Here is a 15305-nt window from a genome sequence, read left to right on the forward strand (position 1 = left end):
CTGACATCCGTACGAAGGGTACGGAAACGGCTGCGTCGACCGCCGAACCTGTTACCGGGTAATGCCGGCGTAGGGAGTAGGTCACGATGACCGTTCAGGACGCACGCACGCCTGCCTCGAACCAGAGCGACGAGGCCGGAAAGTCCATCGGCTGGCACAAGGGGTACATCGAGGGCTCGCGCCCCGACCTCCGGGTGCCGGTCCGCAAGGTGCACCTCACCAACGGCAAGGACGTGACGCTGTACGACACGTCTGGGCCGTACACCGACCCGAACGTCGAGACCGATGTACGCCGCGGCCTGGAGCCGCTGCGGGAGAACTGGATCATCGCCCGCGGCGACACCGAGGAGTACGCGGGTCGCCCGGTCCGCCCCGAGGACGACGGGATCAAGCACACCTCGCCGCGTGGCGGACTGCGCAACCTCGACGCCGTCTTCCCCGGCCGCCCGCGCCAGCCCCGCCGGGGCCGCGACGGCCAGGCGGTGACGCAGCTGGCGTACGCCCGCCGGGGCGAGATCACTCCGGAGATGGAGTACGTCGCGATCCGCGAGAACGTCTCCCCCGAGGTGGTGCGGGAGGAGATCGCGGCCGGCCGGGCCGTTCTGCCGGCCAACGTCAACCACCCGGAGATCGAGCCGATGATCATCGGCAAGCGGTTCCTGGTGAAGGTCAACGCCAACATCGGCAACTCGGCGGTCACCTCCTCCATCGAGGAGGAGGTGGAGAAGATGACCTGGGCCACCCGCTGGGGTGCCGACACTGTCATGGATCTCTCCACCGGCCGCAACATCCACACCACCCGCGAGTGGGTGCTGCGCAACTCGCCCGTGCCGATCGGCACCGTGCCGCTCTACCAGGCCTTGGAGAAGGTCGACGGCAAGGCCGAGGAACTGACCTGGGAGATCTACAAGGACACGGTCATCGAGCAGGCCGAGCAGGGCGTCGACTACATGACGGTGCACGCCGGTGTGCTCCTGCGGTACGTGCCGCTGACGGCGCGGCGCAAGACCGGCATCGTGTCCCGTGGCGGCTCCATCATGGCGGCGTGGTGCCTGGCGCACCACAAGGAGTCGTTCCTGTACGAGAACTTCGAGGAGCTCTGCGAGATCCTCGCCGCGTACGACGTGACGTACTCGCTGGGCGACGGGCTGCGGCCCGGATCGATCGCGGACGCCAACGACGAGGCCCAGTTCGCGGAGCTCAGGACGCTCGGTGAGCTGAACACGATCGCCAAGCGCCACAACGTACAGACCATGATCGAGGGCCCTGGGCACGTCCCGATGCACAAGATCAAGGAGAACATCGACCTCCAGCAGGAGATCTGCGAGGAGGCCCCGTTCTACACGCTCGGCCCGCTGACCACCGATGTGGCTCCGGCCTACGACCACATCACCTCCGGTATCGGCGCGGCGATGATCGCCTGGTGGGGCACGGCGATGCTCTGCTACGTCACGCCCAAGGAGCACCTGGGCCTGCCGAACCGGGACGACGTGAAGACCGGCGTCATCACCTACAAGATCGCCGCGCACGCGGCGGACCTCGCCAAGGGCCACCCGGGAGCGCAGGAGTGGGACGACGCGCTGTCGGACGCCCGGTTCGAGTTCCGGTGGGAGGACCAGTTCAACCTGGCGCTGGACCCCGACACGGCGCGGGAGTTCCACGACGAGACGCTGCCCGCCGAACCGGCCAAGACCGCCCACTTCTGCTCGATGTGCGGGCCGAAGTTCTGCTCGATGAAGATCTCGCAGGACATCCGGCGCGAGCACGGCGGTGATCTGCAGGAGCGGGAGATCGAGGACGGCATGGCGGAGAAGTCCAAGGAGTTCGCCGCGGCGGGCAACCGGGTCTATCTGCCGCTGGCGGACTGACCGCCGCCCATGGAGCGCCGGCCTGTTTCACGTGAAACGTCTGTTCGTTCCACGTGAAACAGGCGCTCGTCCGGGTGCGCGACGGGGGGAGAACTCAATCGGGCCGGTGTTCCGGGCCTCCGAAGTCCGGGCTGCTGAAGTCGGGGCTGGTGAAGGTGGGGCGGGAGCCGGTGCCGCCCTCGCTCGGGCTTGAGAACTCCGGTCCGCTGTATCCCATCTTCGGGAAACGGCCGACGTGATGGGGCGGCACCGCCGAGAGGGGGTCCGCACTGGGGTCCGCCAGCGCGTCCCGCAGGAACGGCAGGATGCCCCGCTCCAGCAGGGCGTGGCGCCACGCCTCCCGCGCGCGGGCGACCTCGTCCGGTAGCGCGTCCCCCGCCTCCTGAGCCGGCACCTGGGTGGAGCCGTTACGCACCGCGGTGACCAGCAGGCCGATCGCGGCGGCGAGAATGCCGGCCGCTGTGACGGCTCCGAAGAACCATCCCGCCGCCAGCAGCGAGTCCGCGAAGGCGGGCGCCGGGTCGAGCATCTTCAGTACGTAGCCGACCAGCAGGAAGATGACGGCGGCCGTGCCGGCCAGGACCGGCGCCAGCACGGTGACGATGACACCGACCCCGGCACCCGGCCCGTCGTCGGTCTCGTCACCCGGTGAGGCCAGGACGGTGTCGATCGCGGACACCCCGCCCGAGGCGCGCGACTCCTCGCGCACCTTGACGTAGTGGTCGTACTCCGCGGCGGCGGTCGCGGATATGAGAGCGGTCGCGTTCAGCGCCATGGTGCGCAGCTGCTCGTTGTTGAGCCGCTGCCCGACGCCGGCGAGTTCCGGACGGTCGTGCGCGGTGCGCAGTGCGTCGTCGAGGACCCGCTCGTACTCGGCGCGGTCCTCGGTCAGCAGGTGCGGAGCGCTTTTCATCTGCATCCCCCGATGCTCCGTAGGACCCGGTTCGCCCGTGTGGAACGGGTAGTCGGGCAGAAACGGAGGAGAGCCTGCTAAGGAAATACCGATGGTAGAGCGGGCACGGCAAGGGGTGACAGGGGAATTCCGGAAATCGCCTGGTCCGACTGCGCTGCGTTATGCCTCAGTGGGGCAGGGGGAGCTGAACGACCAGCAGCTTTCCGGCCATCGTGACACCGCCGTCCATGGCGATCGCCAGACCGTCCGCATACACGTGCGGTCCTTCGACCGTCGGGCCGCCGCCGTCCTCGCCGTCCTCCGACCCGACCTCGCCCAGCAGATACGGAATCGGGCTGTGGCCGTGCACGATGCGTTCGCCACCGTAGGCCGCCAGCAGTTCCTGCACGGCCGTGGACCCGGCTTCGTCCCGGAAGGCGAAGCGCTTGGTGAGCTTGCGGAACAGGTCCCAGCACTCGTCGGCGTCGTTGCGGGTGAGGATCTCGTGGACGGTGTCGTTGACGTCCTCGATGGTGGATCCGTAGTCAAGGTAGGCGGTGGTGTCGGAGTGCACCAGCAGGTGCCCGTCCTCCTCCACCACGGCGTCCAGCCGGGACATCCACTGGAGGTGGACGTCCTGAAGACGGTCCATGTCGCTCTTCTGGCCGCCGTTGAGCAGCCAGGCCGCCTGGAAGGTGGCCGTGCCGGCGCCCGAGTTGACGGGGGTGTCCGCGAACCGTTTGGCGCCGATCAGCAGCAGCTCGTGATTGCCCATCAGGGCCTTGCAGTAGCCGCCGGCTGCGGCCGCTTCGGCGGAGAGCCGCATGACCAGGTCGATCACGCCGATGCCGTCGGGGCCGCGGTCGGTGAAGTCGCCGAGGAACCACAGCCGGGCGTTGCCCGCCGCCCAGCGCCCCTCGGTGTCGATGAGTCCCTGCTGGCGCAGGGCGGCGAGGAGCTCGTCGAGGTACCCGTGGACGTCGCCCACCACGTACAGGGGGCCCGGCCCGCTCTCCGGTAGAGGTGCCGCCGCCGGGGCCGGGACAGGCGCCTGGTCGGGGCCGACGGACACCTGGACGGTGTCGCCGCGGTTGATCACCGGAAGATCGCGCTCGGTCGGCGTGTACCCCTCGGGCAGCTCACCCTCGGGGAACGCGCTGCCCGGGTGCGCGGCATGAGCGGACTGAGCCTGTACGGGCACCTGGGCGTACGGCGGTACGCGGAAGTCGCGCAACGTCGCCGTCCGCACCACGGGTCCTTGACCGGCCCCCTGAGTCATCGACCCCTCCACCACCGTCGCGACGCCCTACACCTGGCGGACCGGCCTGGTCGGGGCGGTCCGCGGTGTCGTCCGCCCATCATAGGAATGAGCCCTGTGCTGTGTGACGCACCAGGGGTGGTGAATCCGGGTGCGCCTCGGGTTCACCGGTCGATTCTTCCCCAATTGGGGAAGTATGCCCTCGCCCTTGACCGACACGTGGTGCCCGTCGCCGACGGGCACCACGTGCCGGTCACTCCTGGGAGGGGGATCGCGGAGGGCTGACGGTGGTCCGCGGGGGCCGCCGCTGGGACGACGTCCGGACGATCAACTCGGTCGGTATCACCTGCTGGACGGGCCCGTCGCCGTCGATGCCCTCGATGGCGTCGATGAGCAGCTGGACGACCGCGGTGCCGATCCGGCGGGGTTTGAGGGAGAGCGTGGTGATGGGTGGTTCGGTGGCGGCGTAGACGGTCGACTCGCTGCAGCAGACCAGCAGCAGGTCCTCCGGTACGCGCAGGCCGTAGCGCCGGGCCGCCGCCAGCAGGTCGGTGCCGTTGGGGTCGAACAGCCCGTACACCGCGTCGGGGCGGTCGGGGCGGGCCAGCAGCCGGTCGGCGGCGACCGCTCCGGCGCAGGGGTCGTGGGCCGGGTAGGCCTCGTAGACCGGATCCTGCCCGACCCGCTCGCACCAGTTCAGGTACGCGGTGGTGGACAGACGTGTGTACGTGTCGGTGGTGGTGCCGGTGAGCAGGCCGATGCGGCGGGCGCCGGCGGCCGCGAGGTGGTCCAGCAGGTCGAGGACCGCGGCCTCGTGGTCGTTGTCCACCCAGGCGGTGACCGGGAGGGTGCCGGCCGGGCGGCCGTCGGAGACCACGGGCAGGCCCTGGCGGACCAGCTCGGTGACGACCGGGTCGTGGTCGGAGGGGTCGATGACGACGGTGCCGTCGAGGGCGACGTTCGACCAGACGTCATGGCGGGAGGTGGCGGGCAGGATGACCAGGGCGTAGCCGCGGGCGAGCGCGGCGGAGGTGGCGGCCCTGGCCATCTCGGCGAAGTACGCGAACTCGGTGAAGGTGAAAGGTTCATCCCCGTAGGTCGTCACGGTCAGGCCGATGAGGCCGGACTTGCCGGTACGGAGCGTGCGGGCCGCGGCGGACGGGCGGTAGCCCAGCCGGTCGGCGACCTCGCGGACATGGCGGCGGGTGGCGTCCGGGAGCCGGCCCTTGCCGTTGAGCGCGTCGGAGACAGTCGTGATGGAGACCCCGGCTGCGGCGGCCACGTCCCGGATGCCCGCTCGCCCTTGCCGGCTTCCCCGGGTCTGTGCCCGGCTCACCTGGTGCTTCCCTGCTGCTGTCATGGCGAGCCGATAGTAGGGCGATGTCGGGCGGTTGGGCCGTTCGCATATTCACTTGTTGACAGGCACGTTTCTGCACGGTCGCCACCCCTGAATGGCCGTGGAAACCAAGGTAGTTGGGGTATTTCACTTACTGCCGCGAGTTGTCGGCGCGCATGGGCCTGCCAAATGGACGAGGTTGCGAAGAGGTCTCAACTCACCTCTACGGGGGACGCGCGCCACGGCGCGAGCCATGGGCGCGCGCCACCCGGGGGAGCGCTCCCCCGGGACCTCACGCCGGGGAAGCGAGGGCGCGCGGAGCCGCGTCACGACGCCGCCGGCGACCCGCCGGGACCCGGGGGAAGGGGCGGGTGAGAGATCGGCCATTCGCAGCGGGACGGAATCCTCATATGGTGAGCAGTATTGGTGGTACGTACGGTCGAGGAGGACCAGAGTGAGCGAGACCCCGAAGCTGCGCGCCGTGCTGGGCGGCATCCCCACCTACAAGCCGGGCAAGCCCGCCGCGGCCGAGGGACCGGTCGCGTACAAGCTGTCCTCCAACGAGAACCCGTATCCGCCGCTGCCCGGGGTCATGGAGAGCGCGCTGACCGCGGCGGCGGCGTTCAACCGCTACCCGGACATGGCCTGCACGGGGCTGATGAACGAGCTGGCCGAGCGTTTCGGGGTGCCGGTGTCGCACCTGGCCACCGGCACGGGATCGGTGGGCGTGGCCCAGCAGCTGGTGCAGGCCACCTCCGGCCCCGGCGACGAGGTGATCTACGCCTGGCGCTCCTTCGAGGCGTACCCGATCATCACGCAGGTCAGCGGTGCGACGCCGGTGCAGGTGCCGCTGACCCCCGGTGATGTGCACGACCTGGACGCGATGGCCGACGCGATCACCGACCGCACGCGGCTGATCTTCGTCTGCAACCCCAACAACCCAACCGGCACGGTGGTGCGCCGCGCCGAGCTGGAGCGGTTCCTGGACCGGGTGCCGTCCGACGTGCTGGTCGTGCTGGACGAGGCGTACCGCGAGTTCATCCGGGACGCCGAGGTGCCGGACGGTGTGGAGATCTACCGCGAGCGCCCGAACGTGGCCGTGCTGCGCACGTTCTCCAAGGCGTACGGGCTCGCCGGGCTGCGCGTCGGCTTCGCGGTCGCGCACGAGCCGGTGGCCGCGGCACTGCGCAAGACCGCGGTTCCGTTCGGCGTGAGCCAGCTCGCGCAGGACGCGGCCGTGGCCTCGCTGCGGGCGGAGGACGAGCTGCTGGGGCGGGTGGGGTCCCTGGTGTGCGAGCGGCAGCGGGTCTCCGAGGGTCTCGTCGGTCAGGGCTGGACGGTCCCGGAGACGCAGGCCAACTTCGTCTGGCTCCGGCTGGGCGAGCTCACCGTGGACTTCGCGGCGGCGTGCGAGCAGGCCGGCGTGGTCGTGCGGGCGTTCCCGGGAGAGGGCGTGCGGGTCACCATCGGAGAGACCGAGGCGAACGACATCTTCCTGCGAGCGGCGGAGGCCTTCCGCAAGGAGCGTTTCTGAGGAGCTCGGGGATCCCGGGCCGGGGTGCGGGTCCGGGGCGGTTCAGGGGCCGGGGGCGGGGGGCCGGGGCCGTGCGGGGCCTCGGGCCCTTGGGCCGCCCCTGGGCCATGGGGCCGGGCGCGCGGGTCCCCTGTACCCGCGGGTGACCTGTTCCGGACGCGTACGCCGGGGCGAGCCGGGCGCCGCCCGCGCACCCGTGCCGTCCGTGGACGGCGCGGGTCAGGAGGCCGGTTCGACGCGGACGGGGTCGCCCGGGCGGACCGTGGCGAGGGCGCGGGGGTCGCCGTCGATCCGGCCGAGCACGTTGCACGGGCTCGCCAGCCGGGATTCGTCGCCGCGGGAGATCGGTGTGGGGCCGTACGGCAGGGCCAGCGCGTCGCCCTCGGTCCAGAACGCGACCGTGCCCGGCTCGACCACCTGCCGGGCACCGGGCTCCAGCGCCGGGGAGGCCGGGGTCTCGAAGTAGACCTCCTCGCCCCAGGTGTGGGCGGTGGAGGTGATCGGGAGGACCGCCGCGAGCGCCTTGGTGGTGGGCGTGTCGTCCAGCGTCGCGGTGACCTGGCCGGCGGGCCAGGAGATACGTATCTGCATGCGCAAAATTCAACAAGATGTTGAAGTTTTCCGGAAGGGGACCCCCGGTTTCGGCTTCGGATTCCGTTTGAGTCATAATAGCTTGTGATTGTGAACGCATTCACAAGCGCGCCTGGTTCCTCCCAAGATCCACCGGAATCGGCGGGGCGACGCAACGACGTCCGGACCGTAGGACGTAGGCCGTAAGGAGAAGCTGACGTGGAACTGGCTCTGGCGCCAGAGACGCTGGCGAGGTGGCAGTTCGGTATCACCACCGTGTACCACTTCCTCTTCGTCCCCCTGACGATCTCCCTCGCCGCACTCACCGCCGGTCTTCAGACGGCATGGGTGCGGACCGAGAAGGAGAAGTACCTCAGGGCGACGAAGTTCTGGGGAAAGCTCTTCCTCATCAACATCGCGATGGGCGTGGTCACCGGCATCGTGCAGGAGTTCCAGTTCGGCATGAACTGGTCCGACTACTCGCGCTTCGTCGGAGACGTCTTCGGGGCGCCGCTCGCCTTCGAGGCACTGATCGCGTTCTTCTTCGAGTCGACGTTCATCGGCCTGTGGATCTTCGGCTGGGACAAGCTGCCGAAGAGGATCCACCTGGCCTGCATATGGATGGTGTCGATCGGCACCATCCTCTCGGCGTACTTCATCCTGGCGGCCAACTCCTGGATGCAGCACCCGGTCGGCTACAGGATCAACGAGAAGACGGGCCGGGCCGAACTCACCGACTTCTGGCTCGTGCTCACCCAGAACACGACCCTGACGCAGGTCTTCCACTCCATGTCGGCGGCCTTCCTGACGGGTGGGGCGTTCATGGTCGGCATCGCCGCCTTCCACCTGGCGCGCAAGAAGCACGTCCCGGTGATGAAGACCTCGCTGCGGCTGGGCCTGGTCACCGTGGTGATCGGCGGCATCTTCACCGCGATCAGCGGTGACTTCCTCGGCAAGGTCATGTACGAGCAGCAGCCGATGAAGATGGCCGCGGCCGAGGCGCTGTGGGAGGGCGAGAAGCCGGCCCCGTTCTCGGTCTTCGCCGTGGGTGACGTGGACAAGGGCCACAACAAGGTCGCGGTGGAAATCCCCGGGCTGCTGTCCTTCCTGGCCCACAGCGACTTCGAGTCGTACGTCCCCGGCATCAACGACACCAACAAGGCCCTCCAGGAGAAGTACGGCCCGGGCGACTACCGGCCGAACATCCCGGTCGCCTACTGGGGATTCCGGTGGATGATCGGCTTCGGCATGGCGTCCTTCTCACTCGGCATGCTCGGCCTGTGGCTGACTCGCAAGCGGTTCCTGCTGCCCGAACGGCTGCGGGTGGCGCCGGACGAGGTGCCCCACCTGGTCCTGTTCCGGAAGCCCCTCAGCCCCAAGCTCACCCAGCTCTACTGGCTGGTCGCGCTGTGGACCCTGGCCTTCCCGCTCATCGCCAACTCCTGGGGCTGGATCTTCACCGAGATGGGCCGCCAGCCGTGGGTGGTGTACGGCGTGCTGCGCACCCGCGACGCGGTCTCGCCCGGGGTCTCGCAGGCCGAGGTGATCACCTCGATGCTCGTCTTCACGGCCCTCTACGCGGTGCTCGCCGTGATCGAGGTCCGGCTGCTCGTGAAGTACGTGAAGGCCGGCCCGCCCGAGCTGAGCGAGTCCGACCTCAACCCGCCCACCACGATCGGCGGCCACGACCGGGACCCGGAGAACCCGGGGCGTGAGGTCGATCGGCCGATGGCCTTTTCGTACTGAGGACTGGAGCTGAGGCATGGAACTTCACGACATATGGTTTGTCGCCATCGCGGTCCTGTGGACCGGGTACTTCTTCCTGGAGGGCTTCGACTTCGGGGTCGGCGTCCTGACCAAGCTGCTCGCCCGCAACCGGGTCGAGAAGCGGGTGCTGATCAACACCATCGGACCCGTCTGGGACGGTAACGAGGTGTGGCTGCTCACGGCCGCCGGTGCCACGTTCGCCGCCTTCCCCGACTGGTACGCCACCCTCTTCTCCGGCTTCTACCTGCCGTTGCTGGTCATCCTGGTGTGCCTGATCGTGCGCGGTGTCGCCTTCGAGTACCGGGCCAAGCGCCCGGAGGAGAAGTGGCAGCGCAACTGGGAGCAGGCCATCTTCTGGACGTCGTTGGCCCCCGCGTTCCTGTGGGGTGTCGCCTTCGGCAACATCGTGCGGGGCGTGAAGATCGACGCGACCAAGGAGTACGTGGGCACCGTGGCCGACCTGCTCAACCCGTTCGCACTGCTGGGCGGACTGGTGACACTGACGCTGTTCACCTTCCACGGCACGGTGTTCACCGCGCTGAAGACGGTCGGGGACATCCGGGCGCGGGCGCGGAAGCTGGCGCTGACGCTGGGCGCGCTCACGGTGGTGCTGTCCGTCGGTTTCCTCGGGTGGCTCCAGGTGTCCCGGGGCGACGGTGCGAGCCTCGTGGCCATGGCGGTCGCCGCCGTGGCCCTGGTCGGGGCGGTCGGTGCGATCAAGGCGGGACGTGAAGGATGGTCGTTCGCGCTCTCCGGTGTCACGATCGCGGCCGCGGTGGCGATGCTTTTCCTGACGCTCTTCCCGAACGTCATGCCGTCCTCGCTGGACCCGGACTGGAGCCTGACCGTGGCCAACTCGGCGTCCAGCCCGTACACCCTGAGGATCATGACCTGGTGTGCGGCGATCGCCGGGCCACTGGTGATGCTGTACCAGGGCTGGACGTACTGGGTCTTCCGCAAGCGCATCGGCACGCAGCACATAGCCGACGCCCACTAGCGCACTGGTAGGGGATGTTTCACGTGAAACCGATCGACCCGCGTCTGCTCCGCCACGCCCGGGCCACCCGTCTTTTCCTGGCGGCGGTGGTGGTCCTGGGCGTCGTCGGGGCGGCGCTGGTCGTCGCCCAGGCCATGCTCATCGCCGAGGTGGTGGCGGGCGCGTTCCGGCGGGGGCTGGACGCCGGGGACCTGGGGACGCCGTTGGTGCTGCTGGCCACGGTCGCGGTCGGGCGGGGCGTGGTCACCTGGCTGACCGAGCTCGCCGCCCATCGGGCGAGTGCCGCGGTCAAGTCGGAGCTGCGCGGTCGGCTGCTGGAGCGGGCGGCGGCGCTCGGGCCGGGTTGGCTGAGCGGGCAGCGGGTCGGTTCACTGGTCGCGCTGGCCACCCGTGGGGTGGACGCGCTCGACGACTACTTCTCACGTTATCTGCCGCAGCTCGGGCTGGCCGTGGTGGTGCCGGTGGCGGTCCTGGCGCGGATCGTCACCGAGGACTGGGTGTCGGCGGCGATCATCGTCGGCACGCTGCCGCTGATCCCCATTTTCATGATCCTCATCGGGTGGGCCACCCAGGCCCGGATGGACCGGCAGTGGAAGCTGCTGTCGCGGCTGTCGGGACACTTCCTCGACGTGGTGGCGGGACTGCCGACGCTGAAGGTGTTCGGCCGGGCCAAGGCGCAGGCGCAGTCGATCCGGGCGATCACCTCCGAGTACCGGCAGGCCACGCTGCGGACCCTGCGGATCGCCTTCCTGTCGTCGTTCGCGCTGGAGCTGCTCTCCACGCTGTCGGTGGCCCTGGTCGCGGTGGGTGTCGGCATGCGGCTGGTGCACGGGGACCTGGATCTGTACACGGGGCTGGTCATCCTGATCCTGGCGCCCGAGGCGTACCTGCCGCTGCGGCAGGTCGGCGCCCAGTACCACGCGGCGGCGGAGGGACTGTCGGCCGCGGAGGAGATCTTCGCCGTCCTGGAGACGCCCGTCCGGGCTGGTGGGGAAGCGGAGGTACCGGCCTCCGTACGCCTCGAACTGGACAACGTGACCGTGCGGCACGCGGGGCGCGCCGAGCCGTCACTGGCCCGCGCGTCGCTGGTCGTGGAGCCGGGCGAGACGGTGGCCCTGGTCGGGCCGAGCGGGGTCGGCAAGTCGACGTTGCTGGACGTGGTGCTGGGGTTCGCGCAGCCCTCGGACGACGGGGGTGCGGTACGCGTGGGGTCCACCGACCTGCGGTCGCTGGACCCGGAGCGGTGGCGGGAGCGGATCGCGTGGGTGCCTCAGCGGCCGTACCTGTTCGCCGGGACCATCGCGGAGAACGTGCGCCTCGCCCGGCCCGATGCCGACGACGACGCCGTCGCGCGGGCGCTGCGGGACGCGGGCGCGGCCGAGTTCGTGGACGCGCTGCCGGCGGGCGCCGGGACGATGCTGGGCGAGGACGGCGCGGGATTGTCGGCGGGGCAGCGCCAACGCCTCGCCCTGGCGCGGGCCTTCCTGGCCGACCGGCCGCTGCTCCTGCTGGACGAGCCGACCGCTGCGCTGGACGGGGCGACCGAGGGCGCCGTGGTGGACGCGGTGCGTCGTCTCGCCGCCGGGCGGACGGTTCTGCTGGTCGTCCACCGTCCGGCGCTGCTGGCGGTGGCGGACCGCGTCGTCGCGCTGGGGGCGCCCGCCCGTGGCGGGACGGTGACCGCCGGGACGGGCGCGCCGCGCGGTCTGGACGCGCTGGACGCGGCGTTCGGCCTCGTGGGCGGGCACCCGGACACCGTTGAGGCCGGTGCGGCGGCCGGGGACTCCCGGAGCGGTGGCGGGGTGCTGGCGCGGATGCGCGGGACGGCCGGGGAGCTGCGCGGCCGGCTCGGTCTGGCGCTGGTGCTGGGCAGCCTGGCGCTGGGGTCGGCCGTGGGGCTCATGGCCGTGTCCGGGTGGCTGATCTCGCGGGCGTCCGAACAGCCGCCCGTGCTCCACCTGATGGTGGCCGTGACGGCGACCCGGGCGTTCGGCATCGGGCGGGCCGTGTTCCGGTACGCCGAGCGGCTCGTGTCGCACGACACCGTGCTGCGGATGCTGGCCGACCTGCGGGTCGCCGTCTACCGCGGGCTGGAGCGGATCGCGCCGGCCGGGTTGCGCACGGTGCGCCGGGGCGACCTGCTGTCGCGGCTGGTCTCGGACGTGGACGCCCTCCAGGACTACTGGCTGCGCTGGCTGCTGCCGGCCGGGACCGCCGCCGTGGTGGGCGCGGGAGCCGTGGGGTTCACCGCGTGGCTGCTGCCGCAGGCCGGGGCGGTGCTCGCGGCCGGGCTCCTCCTCGCGGGCGTGGCCGTGCCGATGGTGAGCGGCGCCGTGGCCCGCCGCGCCGAGCAGCGGCTCGCCCCGGCGCGCGGCGTACTCGCCGGCCGGATCGTGGACCTGTTGCGCGGCTGTGCCGAGCTGACCGTGGCGGGTGCCCTTCCCGGCCGTGTCGCCCGGGCGCGGGAGGCGGACGGCGCCCTGACCCGGATCGCCACCCGCCAGTCCACCGCCACCGCCCTCGGCGGCGGCCTCTCCGCACTGGTCACCGGGCTCACCGTGGCGGCGGCCGCCCTCGTCGGCGTCCAGGCGGTACGGGACGGGCGGCTCGACGGCGTGGCGCTGGCCGTGGTCGTCCTGACCCCGCTCGCCGCGTTCGAGGCGGTCACCGCCCTGCCCCTGGCCGTGCAGTACCGCCAGCGCGTCAAGCGGAGCGCGGAGCGGGTGTACGAGGTGCTCGACGCCCCCGTGCCCGTGCACGAACCGAGCGAGCCCCGGCCGGCGCCGGACAGCGCGTTCCCGCTGGAGCTGCGCGGCCTCACCGCCCGGTACTCGGGTCAGGAGCGGGACGCCCTCGCGGAGTTCGACCTGCGCCTGGAGCCCGGCAGGCGGGTCGCCGTCGTCGGGGCGTCCGGCTCCGGCAAGACGACGCTCGCCCAGGTGCTGCTGCGGTTCCTGGACGCCCGGGACGGGACGTACCGGATCGGCGGAACGGACGCGACCGCGCTCGACGGCGACGACGTACGCCGCCTGGTCGGGCTGTGCGCCCAGGACGCGCACACCTTCGACAGCTCCGTCCGGGAGAACCTGCGGCTGGCCAGAACGGGCGCGAGCGACGGCGACCTGCGCGCGGCGCTGGACCGGGCCAGGCTGCTGGACTGGGTGGACAGCCTCCCCGAGGGCCTGGACACCCTCGTGGGCGAACACGGCGCCCGGCTCTCCGGCGGCCAGCGGCAGCGCCTGGCCCTCGCCAGGGCCCTCCTCGCGGACTTCCCGGTCCTCGTGCTGGACGAGCCCGCCGAGCACCTGGACCTTGCCACGGCGGACGCGCTCACCGACGACCTGCTGCGGGCCACCGAGGGCCGCACGACCTTGCTGATCACCCACCGGCTGCACGGCCTCGACGCGGTCGACGAGGTGGTCGTCCTGGAGGCCGGGCGCACCGTGCAGCGCGGGCCGTTCGCCGAGCTGGCGAGCACCGACGGGGCGCTGCGCCGCATGCTGGAGCGCGAGCGGGCGGCGGACCGGGCGGCGGCGCCCCACCACCTCCAGGGACTGTCCGCGGAGCTGACCGCCCGGGTCCCGCAACACGGCTGACCGTCGCAGACGACGGCGTGGGCCTCCCGGAGGGCGGTCGGCGCAGCGGGTCGCCCGACCTGGCGCGGCGCGCGGAGCCGCTGGGCGGGTCGAGCCGGTGCGGACCGGGCATCGGCGCGGGCGGCGGTACGTCGGTCCTGTGGGAGGCGCCCCTGCGGGGACCCTTACGGGTGGGCGTGTAGGCCGCTCGGGGCAACGGCTGTGGGCCGGTCGGCGGTACGACACCCCCGGGGTGCCGTACATCGGGGACGCCCGGCGCCACCATCCCAGGATGGTGCTCGTGGCGCTGGCCGTCCTGCTCGCCCTGCTCCCCCCGCCCGCGGCGGCCGCCGCCGACGGGCCGGACGGCGCGGCCGTGGAGGTGGCGCGGCTGTACGACGAGGCCGCGCGGGCCACCGAGGCGTACGAGCAGGGCAGGCGGGCGGCTGCCGGTCAGCGTGCCCTCGCCGGCCGGCTCCAGCGGAAGCTGGCCCTGAAGCGGCGCGAGCTGGCGGTGCTGAACGACCGGATGGGCGAGGTCGCGCGGGCCCAGTACCGGTCGGGCGGGTCGGTCGGCCTGACCGCGCGGTTGCTGCTGGGCGACGACGTCGACGAGGTGATGCGGGCGGAGCGGCTCGCCCGGCAGGCGGACCGGGCGGTGAACCGCCTGATGCAGCGCACCCGCGAGGCGGAGCGGCGCCTGGTGCGGGCGGAGGCGGAGGCCCGCGCGGCGTGGCAGGGCCTGGACGCCCGCCGGAAGAGGCTGGCCACCATCCGGCAGGGCATCGAGGCGCGGCTGGCGCGGGCGCAGTGGCGGCTTCAGGCGGAGGCGGACGGGAGGGTGGCGGCGGGCCGGTGCGGCGGCGCCGGTGGGGGCGCGAGGGGGAGTGGGGGCAGGGGCACGGGTGTGGGCGGAGGCGTCGGCGGGGGTTCGAGCGTGGGCGCCGAGGTGAGTGCCGGTGCGGGCGTCGCGGGGGTGGCGAAGGGCCTCGGGGCGGTGAAGGGCGCCGGGGCGGCGGTGGGCGGCGGTGTCGCCGGAGATCGCGGTGTCGCCGGGGCGCTCGCCCGGCGGGCCGGCGGGCTCGGCGGTGCGCGCGGCTGGGTCGCGCCGGTGGAGCGGTACGCCCTGTCCGCCGGGTTCCACCGGGCGGGCGCGCACTGGGCGCACCGGCACACCGGGCAGGACTTCGCGGTGGACGTCGGTACCCCGGTGCGGTCGGTCGGGGCGGGCCGGGTGCAGTCCGTCTCGTGCGGCGGGGCGTTCGGGATCGAGGTGGTGGTCCGGCACGCGGGCGGCTGGTACTCGCAGTACGCGCACCTCGCCGCACCCGGGGTGGTCACCGGGCAGCAGGTCGTCGCCGGTCAGGTGATCGGGCGGTCGGGCAACACCGGCAACTCGACGGGGCCGCACCTCCACTTCGAGGTGCGGCTCACGCCGTACATGGGATCGGCCGTGGACCCGGTGCGCTGGCTGGCCGAACACGGGGTCCGGCTGGGCCGGTGAGGTG

10 protein-coding genes are annotated in these 15305 nt (G+C 71.8%); 6 read left to right on the forward strand and 4 right to left on the reverse strand.

The window, feature by feature from the left end; all coding sequences use genetic code 11:
• Positions 1-86 precede the first annotated feature (86 nt).
• Positions 87-1868 carry a phosphomethylpyrimidine synthase ThiC gene (gene thiC, locus AC07DW_RS05740; RefSeq protein WP_478856336.1) on the forward strand — a complete coding sequence of 594 codons (1782 nt, stop codon included), beginning with the start codon at positions 87-89 and terminating at the stop codon, positions 1866-1868.
• A 94-nt stretch (positions 1869-1962) separates the two neighbouring features.
• Here thiC and AC07DW_RS05745 read toward each other — a convergent pair whose 3' ends face one another.
• From AC07DW_RS05745 to AC07DW_RS05755, 3 genes are all read right to left on the reverse strand, one after another.
• A complete protein-coding gene (locus AC07DW_RS05745) occupies positions 1963-2787 on the reverse strand; it encodes a hypothetical protein (RefSeq protein WP_478856337.1) in 825 nt (274 codons plus the stop codon).
• Between the two features lie 160 nt (positions 2788-2947).
• Positions 2948-4039 carry a metallophosphoesterase gene (locus AC07DW_RS05750; RefSeq protein WP_478856338.1) on the reverse strand — a complete coding sequence of 364 codons (1092 nt, stop codon included), beginning with the start codon at positions 4037-4039 and terminating at the stop codon, positions 2948-2950.
• 232 nt (positions 4040-4271) lie between these two features.
• Complete coding sequence (locus AC07DW_RS05755; RefSeq protein WP_478856339.1) at positions 4272-5378, reverse strand: LacI family DNA-binding transcriptional regulator; 1107 nt, start codon at positions 5376-5378, stop codon at positions 4272-4274.
• A gap of 430 nt (positions 5379-5808) precedes the next feature.
• Between AC07DW_RS05755 and hisC the strand changes: the two genes are divergently transcribed.
• Entirely contained in the window at positions 5809-6888 is a 1080-nt protein-coding gene (hisC, locus tag AC07DW_RS05760; protein WP_478856340.1) for a histidinol-phosphate transaminase, read from the forward strand.
• A gap of 219 nt (positions 6889-7107) precedes the next feature.
• Here hisC and AC07DW_RS05765 read toward each other — a convergent pair whose 3' ends face one another.
• A complete protein-coding gene (locus AC07DW_RS05765) occupies positions 7108-7479 on the reverse strand; it encodes a cyclophilin-like fold protein (RefSeq protein WP_478856341.1) in 372 nt (123 codons plus the stop codon).
• Between the two features lie 198 nt (positions 7480-7677).
• On the opposite strand from AC07DW_RS05765, the gene AC07DW_RS05770 reads away from it, so the two are divergent.
• From AC07DW_RS05770 to AC07DW_RS05785, 4 genes are all read left to right on the forward strand, one after another.
• Positions 7678-9204, forward strand: a complete 1527-nt coding sequence (locus tag AC07DW_RS05770; protein WP_478856342.1) for a cytochrome ubiquinol oxidase subunit I — start codon at positions 7678-7680, stop codon at positions 9202-9204.
• 16 nt (positions 9205-9220) lie between these two features.
• Positions 9221-10222 carry a cytochrome d ubiquinol oxidase subunit II gene (gene cydB, locus AC07DW_RS05775; RefSeq protein ID WP_478856343.1) on the forward strand — a complete coding sequence of 334 codons (1002 nt, stop codon included), beginning with the start codon at positions 9221-9223 and terminating at the stop codon, positions 10220-10222.
• A gap of 23 nt (positions 10223-10245) precedes the next feature.
• A complete protein-coding gene (gene cydD / locus AC07DW_RS05780; protein ID WP_478856344.1) occupies positions 10246-13818 on the forward strand; it encodes a thiol reductant ABC exporter subunit CydD in 3573 nt (1190 codons plus the stop codon).
• A gap of 271 nt (positions 13819-14089) precedes the next feature.
• Positions 14090-15301: a peptidoglycan DD-metalloendopeptidase family protein gene (locus AC07DW_RS05785; protein ID WP_478856345.1), complete on the forward strand. Its 1212-nt coding sequence runs from the start codon at positions 14090-14092 to the stop codon at positions 15299-15301.
• The last annotated feature ends 4 nt before the right edge of the window (positions 15302-15305 follow it).

Source organism: Streptomyces sp. NPDC045701 (genome assembly GCF_056432045.1).